Below are 15,459 nucleotides of genomic sequence, written 5' to 3' on the forward strand. Positions count from 1 at the left end.
CGCTCAGCCACCCGCCGGGGCGGTGATCTTGCCGCTCGCGTCGATCTTCGCGCCGGTGTCCGGGAAGTCCGCCCGGGTCACCTCGCGCACCAGCCCGAGGCCGCGGTCCTGCCGGTCGACGGAGGGCCGGCCGACGCCGTTCATCGCGGTCGAGGTGAACGTGCCGCCGACGAACCGGCCCTCGGCGGTGAGCGACACCTTGAGCACGCCGCCCCAGCCGAGCCGGCCGGCGCTCTGCAGCGACTTCCCGCCGCCGGCGAAGTTGCCGAGGCTGTAGGCGATCAGCTTGCCCTGGTAGAACTCCAGGCCCCGCAGCACGTGCGGCCCGTGCCCGATCACCAGGTCCGCGCCGGCGTCGATCACGGTGCGGGCGAAGCGCATCGGGTCGCCCCGGTTCTCGCCGACGTACATCTCGGTGCCGGGCTTGACCCGGGTCCGGTCCGCGCCCTCGGCGCCCATGTGCACCTGCACCACCACGAGCTTGGCCATCCCCTTGGCCATCTCGATGACCTGCTTGGCGGCGGCCAGGTCGATCAGGCTGTTGGACCAGGGGTACGACGAGAAGCCGACCACTGCCACCTTGACGCCCTTGACGTCCACCACGGTGATCTCACCGGGCGCGCCGGTGTGCTTGAGGCCGTGCGCCTCCAGCGCCGACTGGGTGTTCTCGTAGCCCTGCTGGCCGTAGTCGTTGCCGTGGTTGTTGGCCTGGTTGAGCAGCTGGAACCCGGCCGAGCGCAGGTGCGCGGCATAGCCGGGCGGCGCCCGGAACTGATAGCAGTTCTGCGGGTTCGGGCCGCACTTGCCGGCGCCGGTGTCGTCGGTGAGCGGCTCCTCCAGGTTGCCCATCACCAGGTCGCCCTTGAGCGCCGACTTCACGTCGTCGAAGAAGCCCTTGCCGCCGTTGGGGGGCAGCCGGTTCGGCGCGTTCCCCATGATCACGTCGCCGGTCGCGGTCAGCGAGATCGACGGTTCGGCCGGCGTGCCGGACGCGGCCGGCTGGTCGCCGGTCGCCGGCCCGGCGGACCCGGTCGAGCCACCGCCCTGCCCGGTCTGCCAGAGCGGGCCGTCGCCGCCGCCGGAGTCCGAGCAGCCGGCGACGAGCAGGACCGCGAAGAGCGCGGCCAACGCGGCCAGGCGCGGGCCGGCGACGGGACGGCGCCACCGGGGGCCGGCGAGGCGCGGGCCGGCGAGGCGCGGGGCGTGGCCGGCGGCGCGGCGGGGACGGGGCACAGAGCGGGCGGAAGCGTACATCGTCGGCGACGCTACCGTCCCCGGAACGCCGCGACGAGGGCCGAATGGTCGGAATACCGGTCTGCGCACGTCAGCCCGCCCGCCGGTCGGACCAGGGCACGACCGTGCCGGCGCCGCCGTCGCGTACGGCGGCGTGCACGGCCCGGGCCAGCGGGGCGCCCCAGGCCGAGCGCGGGCCGCCGTACGGGGCCGGCTCGCCGTCGGCCGGGCAGAGCACGGTGACCGCGTCGGTGGCGGTGCCGGTGGCCGTGAGCCCCAGCTCCCAGATCGCCTGCGCCTTCGCCTCGGTGGCCGTGGCCACGGCGTTGACCAGGGCGGCGTCCCCGAGCCGCACCGGCACGTACGCCACGATGTTGACCGTGCCGACCCGGTGCGCGGGCGCGGGCACGGCCGGCGCGGCGGGCCCGGGCGCGGCGGCCCAGACCGGGGTGCCCAGGCCGACCGTCGCCCAGACCTGCACCCCGGCGTCGGTCCGGCGCACCACCTCGGCCACGTCCACCCCGGTCAACAGCCCGACCCCGGGCCCGACCAGGTCCAGGTCGTGGGCCAGCTCGGCCAGGTGGGCGGCCGGGTCGTCCCGGTCGTACGTCATCGGCACCGTCGCGTTCAGCACCCACCGGCGGACGCCGAGCCCGCCGCCCAGCGGGGCGGACCCGACCGCCAGCAGCGGCGCCCCGGCCCGCCACACGAGCAGCGGGATGTCCCACCCGGCTTCGGACCGGCTGGTGAGGATCGGCTCGTACAGCACGCCGGTCACCCTACGATCACAGGTGGGGACCGGTGGTGCCCGGCCCGGTGCCGTGGGGCCGGATCCAGGGGTGCACCTCCGATTCCTGCTCATGTGCGCCTAGACTGGCGGCGCGCGAGGGATCAGCGGACGGCGGACCCGGGCCGACGGACGGCACGCGCAGGCGGAGGTGCGCGATGGACGAGGTACTGGCCCGCAGCGGGATCTTCCAGGGTGTCGACCCGGAGGCTGCCGAGGCGCTCGCCAAGGAGATGGAGACGATCGAGGTCCGCAAGGGCGAGGTCGTCTTCAACGAGGGCGAGCCCGGCGACAGTCTCTACATCCTCCTGTCCGGCAAGATCAAGGTGGGTCGCCGCGCGGCGGACGGCCGGCAGAACCTGATCGCCGTGATGGGCCCGTCGGACATGGTCGGCGAGTTGTCGCTGTTCGACCCCGGCCCGCGGACGGCGACCGCCACGGCGGTCACCGACACCCGGCTGGTCCGGCTGCGCAAGCAGGCGCTGCGGCCGTGGCTGAACAACCGGCCCGAGATCGCCGAGCAGCTCCTGCGGGTGCTGGCCCGCAGGCTGCGCCGGACGAACGACTCGCTCGCCGACCTGATCTTCACGGACGTGCCCGGCCGGGTCGCCAAGAACCTGCTCCAGATGGCCGGCCGGTTCGGCACCCGCGACGGCGGCGTGCTGCGGGTCACCCACGACCTCACCCAGGAGGAGATCGCCCAGCTCGTCGGCGCCTCCCGGGAGACCGTCAACAAGGCGCTCGCCGACTTCGCCTCGCGCGGCTGGCTGCGGCTGGACGGCAAGAGCATCATCATCCTCGACCCGGAGCGCCTGGCCCGCCGCGCACGCGTCTGACCCACCGGCCGGCGCTCCCGGCCCCCGATCCGTTCCGGCCCGGACCGCCCCGCGCGGTCCGGGCCGGTCCCGTCCCGGCGGGTACCCCCGAGGCGCGCACCGCCGGCCCGGACGTCTGCTGGACGCAGAATCGCTGGACGCCCGGTCCCCGGCTGCGCAGGCTGGGGCGATGCCTGACCGTGTCGCCGTCCTCTCCGACATCCACGGTGTGCTGCCGGCGCTGGAGGCCGTCCTGGCCGAGCCGGACGTGGCCGCCGCCGACCTGATCGTGCTCACCGGGGACATCGCGTCCGGCCCGCAGCCGGTCGAGGTGCTGGACCGGCTCGCCGCGCTCGGCGACCGCGCCAGCTGGGTCGGCGGGAACGGCGAACGGGAGCTGGTCGAGGCGCGGGCCGGGAAGCCGTCGGAGTTCGAGGTCGCCAACTGGGCCGCCGCGCAGCTCCGGGACGACCAGGTGGCCCGCCTGGCCGCGCTGCCGCCGCACGTCACGCTGCCGGTGACCGGGCTCGGCGAGGTGTTGTTCTGCCACGCGACGCCCCGCGACGACGAGGAGGTCGTGCTGGTCGACTCGCGGCCGGAGCGCTGGGCCGAGGTCTTCGCCGGCCTGCCGGCCGAGGTCGGCACCGTGGTCTGCGGGCACACCCACATGCCGTTCACCCGGTTGGTCGACCGCCGCCTGGTGGTCAACCCGGGCAGCGTCGGCATGCCGTACGGCGGCGCGGGCGCCTGGTGGGCGCTGCTCGGTCCGGGTGTGCAGCTCCGCCGCACCCGGTTCGACGTGGACGCCGCCTGCGCCCGGGTGGTCGCCGGGTCCGGCTTCCCCGAGGCGGCGCAGTGGGCCGACGAGTACCTGCGCGGGGGCTACTCCGACCTGGACGCGCTCACCGCGTTCGGCCCCCGGGACGGTCGCTGACCGGTACCCGACGTCCACGCTGGACGGGGGCGTCCTGAGCCGCGACTCTGCGATAGCGTGGCGTGATGGGACGGCGGTACCGGGTGCTCCTCGTCTCCAGCAGCGGCGGCGTCCTGCTGGATCTGCTCGCGCTCCGCCCCTGGTGGGAGCGGCACGATCCGGTCTGGGTGGCGGTCCGCGCCCCCGACACCGAGGTGGCGTTGGCCGGGCAGCGGGTGCACTGGCAGCCCGAGTTGTCGACGCGCACCCGGCTGCGGGTGCTGCCGGCGGCCTGGCGGGCGCTGCGGCTGCTGCGCCGCGAGCGACCCGACGTGGTGGTGTCCGCCGGCACCGGCGTCGCCGTCGGCGTCTTCCTCGCCGCCCGCCTGCTCCGGGTGCCGTCGCTGTGGCTGGAGACGTTCAACATGACCGGTCCCGCCGGGGCCGCCGCCCGGCTCTGCTCCCGGCTGGCCGCCGCGGTGCTGGTGCAGCGTCCCGCCCTGCTGGCGTCCCGCCCCCGCGCGGTGCTCGTCGGGGAGCTCTACTGACCATGGCCCGCGTCCTGGTCACCGTCGGCATGGGTCCGTGGCCGTTCGACCGCCTGGTCGACGCCGTCGCGCCGCTCTGCGCCGCGCACGAGGTGTTCGTCCAGACCGGCACGTCGACCGTGACGCCGCCCTGCCCGCACGAGGCGTTCCTGCCCCTGGACGACCTGCGGGAGCGGCTGGCCGCCGCCGACGTGGTGATCACCCACGCCGGGAACACCGTCCGGCTGGTCCAGCGGCTCGGCCGGGTGCCGGTCGCGGTGGCCCGGGAGGCGGCGCGGGGCGAGATGGGCAACGACCACCAGGTCGCCTACCTGCGCGACGAGGAGCGCTCGGGCCGGGTGGTCGCGGTGTGGGACGTGGCCGACCTGCCGGCCGCGCTGGCCGCGCACCCCGAGCGGCAACGGCGGTTGCTAGCCGAACGGCCGCTGCCCGGCGTGGTCGACGGCGCACGGCTGGCCGCCACGATGGACGCGCTCTGCGCGCGGCTGGTCCGATGAGCCGGGCCGACACGGCGACCCGCCGGCCGGGCCGGCCGCCCTTCGCCACCCACCCGCTGCGCCGCTACGCGTTCGCCTGGTCGGCGCTGGCCGGCCGCACCGGCCGGCACCTCGACCTGGGCTGCGGCCCCGGTGACTTCCTCGCCGTGCTGCACGAACACGGCACGGTGACCTGCGAGGGCGCCGACCCGCACCCGGGCTACCTCGCCCGGCTGGCCGACCGCCACCCCGACCTGCCGCTGCACCGGCTGCGGGTCGGTCGACCGCTGCCGTTCACCGACTGCCGCTTCGACTCGGTCAGCCTGCTCGACGTGCTGGAGCACGTGCCCGACGAGGCCGCGCTGCTCGCCGAGACGCACCGGGTGCTCGCCCCCGGTGGGCTGCTGGTGCTCACCGTCCCGCGCCGGCACGTCTTCAGCTTCCTCGACCCCGACAACGCGAAGTTCGACTTCCCCCGGCTGCACCGCCGGATCTACTCGTGGCGGTTCGGGTCCGAGGTGTGGCACAGCCGATTCGCCGACCTCTCGGACGACCTGCGCGGGGACATGTCTGTCGGCCGGGACCGGCACACCAACTACCGCACCGCGGACCTGCTCGACCTGCTGCGTACGGCGGGCTTCACGCCGGCCACGGTGACCGGCGCCAACCTGTTCTGGCGGTGGTTGCAGATCCCGGCGCTGCTCACCGGCGGGCCGGTACGCCGCCTGCTGGAGCGCGGCATCCACCTCGACGGCCGGCTGTTCCGCTCGGCCAACCTCTTCGTCGTCGCCCGGAGGTGCCCGTGAGCATCGCCCACCCCGTCCGGAGGCTGCCGTGAGCGTGACCGACACCGCGCGGCTGGCCTGGTTCTTCGGCCGGCTCGCGGTGAAGGAGCGGGTCGCGCCCCGGCTGCACGTCCGGCCGCTGGTCGCCGAGCTGTTCCTCACCGACAACTGCAACCTGCGCTGCACGAGTTGCGGCTGCTGGACCACCAACACCAAGGGTGAGCTGTCCACCGAGGAGTGGCGGGACGTCCTGCGCCAACTCGTCGCGATGCGCATCCACAAGGTGAACTTCACCGGCGGCGAGCCGTTGATCCGGCCGGACGCGCTGGCGCTGATGGCGTACGCCCGCGAGGTGGGCGTACGCCACCTGCACCTGAACACCAACGGCATCCGGCTCACCCCACCCGTCCTGGAGGAGGTGCTCGCGGCGGGCGTACGCAGCTTCAACGTCTCGGTCGACGGCCCGACGGCGTTGGTGCACGACCGGATCCGGGGCCGGCTCGGCGCGTTCGAGACGACCACCCGGCACCTGCGGAACCTGATCGCGGAGCGCGACCGGCTCGGCCTGAAGGTGCGGATGAACTTCACCGTCATGCGGGACAACGTGGACAGCCTGCCCGGCATCGCGGCGCTGGCCCAGGAGCTGGGCGTGACGCTCTATCTCAACCTGGTCACCGACCGGACGTTCCTGTTCCGCACCGACGCGGTCACCGGGCAGACCGACGTGGCCGGCGACCGGCTCGACGCGGCGCTGGCCGAGCTGGAGGCGATGGCCCGGGCCGACCGGCGGTGGCTGCCGCGCTACTCGGAGCTGCGCTACCTGCGCGGGCACTTCGACGATCTCGTGCAGCGTGACCTGCCCTGCGCCGAGTCGCAGCTCAAGCTGATGGTGCACTCCCGGGGCGAGATCGGTGGTTGCTGGGCGCACGACCCGACCGCCTCGGTCCGGCAGCGCCCGATCGCCGAGATCGTCGACGCCCCGGAATACCGCGCCGAGCACGCGCGGCTGTTCCGCAAGGAGTGTGTCGGCTGCGGCAGCAACTACAGCCTCAACCTGCGCTGGCGACCGGGCACCTATCTGGCCGACCGGCAGTGGCGGCGCGGGCGGCGCAGCCTTGTCTGAGCCGATGCGCCCGAGCCAGCCGCTGTACGACGCGCTGGCGCCCGGCTACGAGGAGCACTTCGCGGTGCCGCACCGGCGCGCGTACGACGATCTGGCGTGGGAGCGGGTGAGCGCGCTGCTGCCGCCGGACGGCCCGGTGGTGGACGCCGGCTGCGGGGTGGGCCGCTGGGCCCGGCGGCTGCTCGACCGGGGCCATCCGGTGACCGGCGTCGAGCAGGCGCCGGGGATGCTCGCCGAGCTGCGCCGCCGCCCGCCCGGTGCCGGCTTCACGCTGGTGGAGGGCTCGATGACGGCTGTGACGCTGCCCGCCACGGCCGGCGCGGTGCTGGCGATGGGCTCCCTGCAATACACCGCCGATCCCGAGCGGGCGGTCCGGCACCTGGCCGGCTGGCTGCGTCCGGGCGGGGTGTTGGCGGTGCTCGTCGACTCGCTGGTCGGCCTGGTGCTGGAGCTGGTCGGCGACGGTCGGGACGACGAGGCGGTGGACCGGTTGGCCCGGCGTCGGGGCGTCTGGCGTGCCGACGGGCACGCCGCCGACCTGCACCTGCTGGACCGCGCCCGGTTGGAGGCCGCGTTCGCCGCCGCCGGCCTGGTCGAGGTCCGCAGCGCCGGGTTGCTGGTCAGCGCCGGGCCGCTGGGCCGGGCGGGGCTGGCCGGGCGGCTCGCCGCCGACCGGGACGCGCTGCTGGCGTTGGAGCGCCGGCTGGGCGACGACCCGGTCCTCGCCGACGCCGGCAAGCAACTGCTGGTGACCGGCCGCCGCGCGGCGAGCTGAGGCAGCCGTCAGCCCAGGCAGCGGCGCAGCGCGGCGACCACCCGTTCCGCCTGTTCCACGGTGAGTTCCGACGACATCGGCAGGGCGAGCGCCTCGGCGTCCAGCCGGTCGGTCACCGGCAGCCGCTCGCCGCCGCCGAGCGGGCCGCGGTGGATCGCCGCGAAGTAGGGCTTGGTCTGCACGCCGAGCGCGGCCAGCGCGTCCGCCACCCGGTCCCGGTCGGCGATCCGGGCCACCCAGTGCACCCAGCAGTGCCGGTCTCCGGGGCGGACCTGCTGGAACTCCACCGGCAGGGTGCGGGCGGCGGCGGCGTACACCTCGGCCACCTCGGCCCGCCAGCGGACCAGCGTGTCCAGCTCGGCGAGCTGGTCGACCGCGACGACGGCGTGCAGCTCGTTCATCAGCTCGGAGCGGGTCCAGCCGGCCGGCGCGGTGAGCACCGCCTCGGCGGCGTCGGCGGGCAGCACCAGGGCGCCGCCGGCCCCGCCGGCGGAGACCACCTTGGCGAAGCTCATCGAGTACGAGTGGGCCAGCGCCTGCTGGGCCACCGGGCGGCCCCGGTGCAGGCTGCCGAGGGCGGCGGCGGAGTCGGCCAGCAGCGCCACCCCGGCGGGGTCGCAGACCGCCCGCAGGGCCGGGTAGTCGCACGGGTTGCCGAACGTGTCCACGCAGAGCACCAGCCGTACGCCGCCCTGCGCGATGGCGGTGGCGACGGCCGCCGGGTCCAGCGTCCAGGTCGCGGCGTCCACGTCGACGAAGCGCAGCGCGTACCCGAGTTGGACCAGGATCTCCGCGGTCGCGGGAAAGGTGTACGACGGCAGCACCGCCACGTCGCCGGGGCGGGCCGGGCCGACGGTGGCGGCCACCATGATCCGCAGCGCGGCGGTGCCCGACGCGGTGACCAGGACCCGGTGGTCGTCGTCGAGTTCCAGCTCCTTGCCCAGTCGTTCGGTCAGCTCCCGCGTCCACCGGTTGCCGTGCTTGACCTCGCCGCCGGCGAGCGCCGCCTGCTGGCGGGCGGCCACCAGCTCGGGGTTGGCCGGCGGTGGCGGCACGACGACCGGCAGCGGCGGCCGGAACACGGGTGCCCGGTCGGTGTCCACCGCGTCGACCAGCTCCGCCAGTCGTGGCCGGAGCGGTGGCACGCGGTGGCCGGCGGCGGTCAGCTTGTCGGTGACCACCAGGCCGGAGCTGTCCGGCGTGCGGCGGGGCGCGGTCAGCAGCGGCGCCGACGAGCCGCACAGGTCGCGGATCCAGGTGGCGAGGTCGACCAGTGGCACCGGCTCCCCACCGACGTTCCACACGCCGGGGCCGAGGCCGTCGAGCAGCATCGGGGCGAGGGCGTCGGCGGGCAGGAAGCTGCGTACGGCGTACGCGGTGACCGGCAGCGGCAGCCCCTGGCGGGCCCGGCGGACCAGCCGGGTGGCGACCCGATGCTGTCCCGCGCCGAAGGCGTTGGCGAGCCGGAGCACGGTCAGCCGGTCGGGGTCGACCGCGCCGGCGACGAGCCGTTCCTGGGCGAGCTTCGCCATCGCGTACGTCCACCGGCCGGTCGGGTCGGCGTCGGCCATGGCCCGGGCCAGCGGGGCGGCCCGCCAGGGCGGGCAGGGCGTCCGGGCCAGTTCGCGGGCGGCGGCGCACCAGCTGTCCACTTCCTCGACGGTCCACGGCAGGTCGGGCGTGGTCTCCTCGGTCAGCGGACCGGCCGCGGCGCCGTAGACCTCGACGGATGAGGTGAGCACCACCTGCCGGCCGGCGAGCCGGGGCAGCAGCCGGGCGGTGCTGATCGCGTTGTCCAGCGGCAGCGTCCAGGGCCGGCGGGGGCGCGGCTCGCTCGCGCCGAGCAGCACCACGACGGTGCCGGGCGGCAGCTCGGGCGGGTCGTCGACCAACAGGTCGACGCGGATCCAGTCGGGAGCGCCGGTGCTCGTGCCGGCCGGCGGATGCCGGTCCACGGTGGTCACCCGCGCGCCGGCGGCCAGCAGTGCCTCGGCGGTCGCGGTGCCCAGGAAACCGGACCCGCCGACCAGCACGAATTCATCCATCGTCGTGCCTCCCCGTGAACCGAGCACAGTATCGCGGAACGGAGCGTCCGGGAGTGTCGGATAGCGGCGACAGAAAAAAGTCAGGCTTGACTGTTTGTTTTTCGGCCGGCAGGCTGTGGGCGTGTCGACCCGCGTGCCTCAGCAGGAGCGCAGCCGTGCCACCCAGGCCCGGCTGCTGGAGGCGACCGTCGAATGCCTGGTCGAACACGGCTGGTCCGGCACCACGACCACTGTGGTGGCCGCCCGGGCCGGTGTCTCCCGGGGTGCGCAGCTGCACCACTACCCCACCAAGGCCGCCCTGGTCACCGCCGCCGTCGCCCACCTCGCCGAGCGCCGGGCGGTCGAGCTGCGCACCGAGGCGGACGCGCTGCCGGCCGGCCCGCAACGGCTGGACCGGGTGATCGACCTGCTCGGCGCCGCCTTCACCGGGCCGCTCTTCGTCGCCGCCCTCGAACTCTGGGTCGCCGCCCGCACCGACGCCGAGCTGCGCGACGCGCTGGTGCCGCTGGAGGCCACCGTGGGCCGGGAGATGCACCGGCTCACCGTCGAACTGCTCGGGGTGGACGAGCGCCGCCCCGGCATCCGCGAGGCCGTGCAGGCCACCCTCGACCTGCTCCGCGGGCTGGGCGTGGCCAACCTGCTCAGCGACGACTCACCCCGCCGCGCCGCGCTGCTGCGGATGTGGAAGCGCCAACTCGCCACCCTGCTCACCCCCGAGGCCCCCTGACCGGCAACCCCGCCCGGAGGCACCATGGTCGACGCGACCGCACTGCTCGCGGATCTCACCGCTGAGTCCGACCAACTCGACGCGCTCGTCAGCGGGCTGCCGCCGGAGGACTGGGCCCGGGACACCCTGGCCGCCGGCTGGACCGTCGCCCACCAGATCGCCCACCTGGCCTGGACCGACCACGTGGCCGGGCTCGCCGCCACCGACCCCGACGCGTTCTACGCCTCGGTGCTGTCCGCGCCCGACCCGGCCCGGATGGTCGACGACGGGGCCGAGTCCTTCCTCGCCCCGCCGGCCGCGCTGCTGGCCCGCTGGCGGGACGGCCGGACCGCGCTCGCGGCGGCCCTGGCCGCCACCCCGGCCGGCGAGAAGCTGCAGTGGTACGGGACCCGGATGTCGCCCGCCTCGATGGCCACCGCCCGGATCATGGAGACCTGGGCGCACGGCGAGGACGTCGCCGACGCGCTCGGCGTCACCCGCGCCCCGACCACCCGACTGCGGCACGTCGCGCACCTCGGCTTCCGTACCCTCGGGCACGGCTTCGCCGCGCACGGCCGCCCGGTGCCGACGGACCCGGTCCGGGTCGAACTCACCGCGCCGGCCGGCGACGAGGTCTGGGCCTACGGGCCGGCGGCGGCGACCGACCGGGTGATCGGGCCGGCGCTCGACTTCTGCCTGCTGGTCACGCAGCGCCGGCACCGCGCCGACCTGGCCCTGGTCGCGACCGGGCCGGTCGCCGACGCGTGGCTGGACGTGGCCCAGGCGTTCGCCGGGCCGCCGGGCGCCGGCCGGGCGGCGGAGGCCCGCCCATGAGCGGGGTGCTGCGCGTCGGCAACGCGTCCGGCTTCTACGGCGACCGCTTCTCCGCCTGGCGGGAGATGCTCGACGGCGGCGAGCTGGACGTGCTGACCGGCGACTACCTGGCCGAACTGACCATGCTGATCCTCGGCCGGGACCGGATGCGTGACGCGTCGCTCGGCTACGCGAAGACCTTCCTGCGGCAGGCGGAGGGCGTGCTCGGCACCGCGCGGGAGCGCGGGGTCACGCTGGTCACCAACGCCGGCGGCCTCAACCCGGCCGGCCTGGCCGACGCGATCCGGTCGCTCGCCGCACGACTCGGCCTCGACGTGCGCGTCGGGTACGTCGAGGGCGACGCGCTCCAGCGGCCGGACGCGCTGACCGCGAACGCCTACCTGGGCGCGTTCGGGATCGCGGCCTGCCTCGACGCGGGCGCGGACGTGGTGGTGACCGGGCGGGTCACCGACGCGTCGCTGGCGGTCGGCCCGGCCATCGCCCGCTTCGGCTGGACCCGGGACGACCTCGACGCGCTGGCCGGCGCGACAGTGGCCGGGCACCTGATCGAGTGCGGGGCGCAGGTCACCGGCGGCAACTTCAGCTTCTTCACCGAGTTGCCGGACGGCGGGCGCCGGCCCGGCTTCCCGATCGCCGAGCTGCATCCGGACGGTTCGTCGGTGCTCACCAAGCACCCCGGCACCGGCGGCGCGGTCACCGTCGAGACGGTCACCGCCCAACTGCTCTACGAGGTGGGCGGGCCGGATTACCTCGGGCCGGACGTGGTGACCCGGCTGGACACGGTCCGGCTGGAGCAGGCGGGACCGGACCGGGTACGCGTCTCCGGGGTGCGCGGCACGCCGCCGCCGGACACGCTGAAGGTGGGCGTCAACAACCTGGGCGGCTTCCGCAACTCGATGACGTTCGTCCTGTGCGGGCTGGACATCCCGGCCAAGGCGGACCTGGTCCGGGGCCAGGTGACGGATGCGGTGGGCCCGGACGGGCTGGAGTTCACGCTGGCCCGCACCGACCACCCGGACGCGGCGGACACCGAGGCGGCGAGCGCGCTGCTGCACGTACACCTGCGCGACAGTGACAGGGCGCGGGCCGGGCGGGCGTTCTCGGCGGCGGCGGTGGAGCTGGCGCTGGCCTCCTACCCGGGCTGCACGCTGACCACGTTGCCCGGTGACGCCACGCCGTACGGCGTCTTCACCGCCGACGCGGTCGCGCAGGACGCAGTGGCGCACGTGGCAGTGCTCCCCTCCGGCGAGCGCGTGCCCATCCCGCCGCCCTCGGTCACGAGGCGATTGGCGGGGCCCCCGCCTCTACCGAATGCGTTAAGCGGGGCCCCCGCCTTGCATCCCACCCGGCGGGGGGCGCTCGGTGAGGTGGTGGGGGCGCGGTCGGGGGACAAGGGTGGGGACGCCAACCTGGGCGTCTGGGCCCGGACGGACGCCACCTGGGCCTGGCTGCGCGGCTGGCTCACCGTGGCGCGGCTGGCGGAGCTGCTGCCGGAGACCGCACCGCTGACCGTGGAGCGGTACGAGCTGCCGAACCTGCGCGCGGTCAACTTCGTGATCCGGGGGCTGCTGGGGCAGGGCGTGGCCGCCTCCACCCGGTTCGACCCGCAGGCCAAGGCGCTCGGCGAGTTGCTCCGGGCCCGGGTGGTCGACCTGCCGGCGGAGGTGTCGGCGTGACCATCGTGGACAGCCCCGAGCGTCGCCAGTTGCGCGAGCTGACCCGCGCCTTCGTCACAAAGGAGGTGCTGCCGCACCTGGCCGACTGGGAGCGGGCCGGCGAGGTGCCCCGGTCGCTGCACGGGACCGCCGCGAAGGTCGGGCTGCTCGGCATCGGCTTCCCCGAGTCGGTCGGCGGCAGCGGTGGCGACCTGCTCGACTCGATCGTGGTCACCGAGGAGATCATCCGCTCGGGCGGCTCGTCCGGGCTGATCGCCGCGTTGTTCACGCACGGCATCGCGCTGCCGCACATCGTCGCCGCCAAGGACGAGCACCTCATCGAGACGTACGTGCGCCCGACACTGGCCGGGGCCGCGATCGGCGCACTGGCGATCACCGAGCCGGACGGCGGTTCGGACGTGGCCGCCATCCGCACCTGCGCGGTACGCGACGGCGACCACTACGTGGTGAACGGCTCGAAGACCTACATCACCAGCGGCGTGCGGGCGGACTTCGTGACCACCGCGGTCTGCACCGACTTCCCCGGCTCCGGCTCGCTCAGCCTGCTGGTGGTCGACAGGGGCACGCCCGGGTTCACCGTGGGCCGGCGGCTGGAGAAGCTGGGCTGGCACTGCTCGGACACCGCCGAGCTGTCCTTCGTCGACGTCCGGGTGCCGGTGACGAACCGGGTCGGCCCGGAGGACACCGGCTTCCTGGCCATCATGCAGCAGTTCGCCGCCGAGCGGCTGTCGCTGGCCACCCAGGCGTACGCGACCGCGCAGCGCTGCGTCGACCTGGCGGTGCAGTGGTGCCGGGACCGGTCCACGTTCGGTCGTCCGCTCGCGAGCCGGCAGCTCGTCCGGCACCGGCTGGCCGAGATGCACACCCGCGCCGAGGCGGCCCGCGCGTACGTGCACGAGGTGGCCGAGCGGGTGGCCGCCGGGCAGCCGGTGGTGACCGAGGTGGCGATGGCGAAGAACGTGGCGGTGGCCGCCTGCGACCACGTGGTGGACGCCGCGCTGCAACTGCACGGCGGCTTCGGCTACCTGCGCGACGCGGAGGTGGAGCGGCACTACCGGGACGCCCGGCTCCTCGGCATCGGCGGCGGCACCACCGAGATCATGAACGAGATCATCGCGAAGGGCATGGGCCTGTGAGCACCGTTCTCCAGAGCACGATCGACCCGTCCGCGCCGGCCTTCACCGCGAACCGGGAGGCGCTGCTGGAGCGCCTCGCCGAGCTGGACGCGGCGCTGGACCAGGCTCGGGCCGGCGGCGGTGAGAAGTACGTGACCCGGCACCACAAGCGCGGCAAGCTGCTGCCCCGGGAACGCATCGAGCTGCTGCTCGACCCGGACAGCCCGTTCCTGGAGCTGTCGCCGGTGGCCGCGTACGGCACGGACTTCCCGGTGGGCGCCAGCACCGTGACCGGCATCGGCGTGGTCGAGGGCGTGGAGTGCCTGATCGTGGCGAACGACCCGACGGTACGCGGCGGCGCGATCAACCCGTGGTCGCTGGCGAAGACGCGCCGGGCGGGCGAGATCGCGCTGGCCAACCGGCTGCCGATGGTGAACCTGGTCGAGTCGGCCGGCGCCGACCTGCCCTCCCAGGCGGAGATCTTCATTCCCGGCGGGCGGGTGTTCCGCGACCTGACCCGGCTCTCCGCGGCGAAGATCCCCACGGTCAGCGTGGTGTTCGGCAACGCCACCGCCGGCGGCGCGTACGTGCCCGGCATGTCGGACTTCACCATCATGATCCGGGACCGGTCGCAGGTCTACCTGGCCGGGCCGCCGCTGGTGAAGATGGCCACCGGCGAGGTCACCGACGACGAGTCGCTGGGCGGGGCGCGGATGCACGCCGGCACGTCCGGCCTGGCCGACTTCCTGGCCGAGGACGAGCGGGACGGCATCCGGCTGGCCCGGCAGTGCGTCCGCCGGCTCAACTGGCGCAAGGGCGGCCCGCCGCCGCGCACCCCGTCCCCGCGCCCACCCCGGTACGACCCGGAGGAACTGCTCGGCATCGCCAGCGCCGACCTGAAGGTGCCGTTCGACCCGCGTGAGGTCCTCGCCCGGGTGCTGGACGACAGCGCGTTCGACGAGTTCAAGCCCGGCTACGGCACGGCGCTGGTGACCGGCTGGGGTGAGCTGCACGGCTGGCCGGTCGGCGTGCTGGCGAACGCCCGGGGCGTGCTGTTCAGCGAGGAGGCGCAGAAGGCGGCCCAGTTCATCCAGCTCGCCAACGCGGCGGACACGCCGCTGGTCTTCCTCCAGAACACCACCGGCTACATGGTCGGCACCGAGTACGAGCAGCGCGGCATCATCAAGCACGGCGCGCTGATGATCAACGCGGTGTCGAACTCGACCGTGCCGCACCTGACGGTCAACCTGGGCGCCTCCTACGGCGCCGGCAACTACGGCATGTGCGGCCGGGCGTACGAGCCACGGTTCCTGTTCACCTGGCCGAACGCGAAGTCGGCGGTGATGGGCCCGGCGCAGTTGGCCGGCGTGCTGTCGATCGTGGCCCGGCAGGCCGCCGCGGCCCGGGGGCGCGACTACGACGAGGACTCCGACGCCGCCATGCGGATGATGGTCGAGCAGCAGATCGAGTCGCAGTCCGGGGCGCTGTTCCTCTCCGGTCGGCTCTACGACGACGGGGTGATCGACCCCCGGGACACCCGTACCGTCCTCGGGCTCTGCCTGTCGGCGATCCACAACGGACCGGTGAAGGGCGCCGACGGTTTCGGCGTCTTCCGGATGTAGGGGGTA

At 74.8% G+C, this 15,459-nt stretch carries 15 protein-coding genes; 12 read left to right on the forward strand and 3 right to left on the reverse strand.

What is annotated here, in order from left to right; genetic code table 11:
• Positions 1 to 3: 3 nt before the first annotated feature.
• Both ACH495_RS09585 and ACH495_RS09590 read right to left on the reverse strand, forming a co-directional pair.
• A complete protein-coding gene (locus ACH495_RS09585) occupies positions 4 to 1,233 on the reverse strand; it encodes a CapA family protein (RefSeq protein ID WP_396857242.1) in 1,230 nt (409 codons plus the stop codon).
• A 91-nt stretch (positions 1,234 to 1,324) separates the two neighbouring features.
• Entirely contained in the window at positions 1,325 to 2,002 is a 678-nt protein-coding gene (locus ACH495_RS09590) for an adenosylcobinamide amidohydrolase (protein WP_396857348.1), read from the reverse strand.
• A 176-nt stretch (positions 2,003 to 2,178) separates the two neighbouring features.
• Between ACH495_RS09590 and ACH495_RS09595 the strand changes: the two genes are divergently transcribed.
• The 7 genes from ACH495_RS09595 (at position 2,179) to ACH495_RS09625 (ending at position 7,455) form a co-directional block, all read left to right on the forward strand.
• Entirely contained in the window at positions 2,179 to 2,856 is a 678-nt protein-coding gene (locus tag ACH495_RS09595) for a Crp/Fnr family transcriptional regulator (protein WP_007073398.1), read from the forward strand.
• A 169-nt stretch (positions 2,857 to 3,025) separates the two neighbouring features.
• Entirely contained in the window at positions 3,026 to 3,769 is a 744-nt protein-coding gene (locus tag ACH495_RS09600) for a metallophosphoesterase family protein (protein WP_396857243.1), read from the forward strand.
• Between the two features lie 65 nt (positions 3,770 to 3,834).
• Positions 3,835 to 4,296, forward strand: a complete 462-nt coding sequence (locus ACH495_RS09605; protein WP_396857244.1) for a glycosyltransferase — start codon at positions 3,835 to 3,837, stop codon at positions 4,294 to 4,296.
• Positions 4,297 to 4,298: 2 nt separating this feature from the next.
• Positions 4,299 to 4,793 (forward strand): hypothetical protein, encoded by a 495-nt coding sequence (locus ACH495_RS09610; protein ID WP_396857245.1) that lies wholly within the window; start codon positions 4,299 to 4,301, stop codon positions 4,791 to 4,793.
• Positions 4,790 to 5,578 carry a class I SAM-dependent methyltransferase gene (locus tag ACH495_RS09615; protein ID WP_396857246.1) on the forward strand — a complete coding sequence of 263 codons (789 nt, stop codon included), beginning with the start codon at positions 4,790 to 4,792 and terminating at the stop codon, positions 5,576 to 5,578. Before ACH495_RS09610 ends, ACH495_RS09615 begins: the two co-directional genes overlap by 4 nt.
• Positions 5,579 to 5,606: 28 nt before the next feature.
• Positions 5,607 to 6,680, forward strand: coding sequence for a radical SAM protein (locus tag ACH495_RS09620; RefSeq protein WP_396857247.1), 1,074 nt, complete (start codon positions 5,607 to 5,609; stop codon positions 6,678 to 6,680).
• 4 nt (positions 6,681 to 6,684) lie between these two features.
• Positions 6,685 to 7,455, forward strand: a complete 771-nt coding sequence (locus tag ACH495_RS09625; protein WP_396857248.1) for a class I SAM-dependent methyltransferase — start codon at positions 6,685 to 6,687, stop codon at positions 7,453 to 7,455.
• An 8-nt stretch (positions 7,456 to 7,463) separates the two neighbouring features.
• Here ACH495_RS09625 and ACH495_RS09630 read toward each other — a convergent pair whose 3' ends face one another.
• Complete coding sequence (locus ACH495_RS09630; protein WP_396857249.1) at positions 7,464 to 9,500, reverse strand: aminotransferase class I/II-fold pyridoxal phosphate-dependent enzyme; 2,037 nt, start codon at positions 9,498 to 9,500, stop codon at positions 7,464 to 7,466.
• A gap of 115 nt (positions 9,501 to 9,615) precedes the next feature.
• Between ACH495_RS09630 and ACH495_RS09635 the strand changes: the two genes are divergently transcribed.
• Genes ACH495_RS09635 through ACH495_RS09655 form a run of 5 tightly spaced genes read left to right on the forward strand, consistent with a single transcriptional unit; the run spans position 9,616 to position 15,453 of the window.
• Positions 9,616 to 10,227: a TetR/AcrR family transcriptional regulator gene (locus ACH495_RS09635; protein WP_396857349.1), complete on the forward strand. Its 612-nt coding sequence runs from the start codon at positions 9,616 to 9,618 to the stop codon at positions 10,225 to 10,227.
• A gap of 24 nt (positions 10,228 to 10,251) precedes the next feature.
• Positions 10,252 to 11,040, forward strand: coding sequence for a TIGR03084 family metal-binding protein (locus ACH495_RS09640; RefSeq protein WP_396857250.1), 789 nt, complete (start codon positions 10,252 to 10,254; stop codon positions 11,038 to 11,040).
• Positions 11,037 to 12,716, forward strand: coding sequence for an acyclic terpene utilization AtuA family protein (locus ACH495_RS09645; protein ID WP_396857251.1), 1,680 nt, complete (start codon positions 11,037 to 11,039; stop codon positions 12,714 to 12,716). Before ACH495_RS09640 ends, ACH495_RS09645 begins: the two co-directional genes overlap by 4 nt.
• Positions 12,713 to 13,852 (forward strand): acyl-CoA dehydrogenase family protein, encoded by a 1,140-nt coding sequence (locus ACH495_RS09650; RefSeq protein ID WP_396857252.1) that lies wholly within the window; start codon positions 12,713 to 12,715, stop codon positions 13,850 to 13,852. Before ACH495_RS09645 ends, ACH495_RS09650 begins: the two co-directional genes overlap by 4 nt.
• Positions 13,849 to 15,453 carry an acyl-CoA carboxylase subunit beta gene (locus ACH495_RS09655; protein WP_396857253.1) on the forward strand — a complete coding sequence of 535 codons (1,605 nt, stop codon included), beginning with the start codon at positions 13,849 to 13,851 and terminating at the stop codon, positions 15,451 to 15,453. Before ACH495_RS09650 ends, ACH495_RS09655 begins: the two co-directional genes overlap by 4 nt.
• The last annotated feature ends 6 nt before the right edge of the window (positions 15,454 to 15,459 follow it).

It is taken from the genome of Micromonospora sp. NPDC018662 (assembly GCF_044391475.1).
Lineage (GTDB): Bacteria > Actinomycetota > Actinomycetes > Mycobacteriales > Micromonosporaceae > Micromonospora.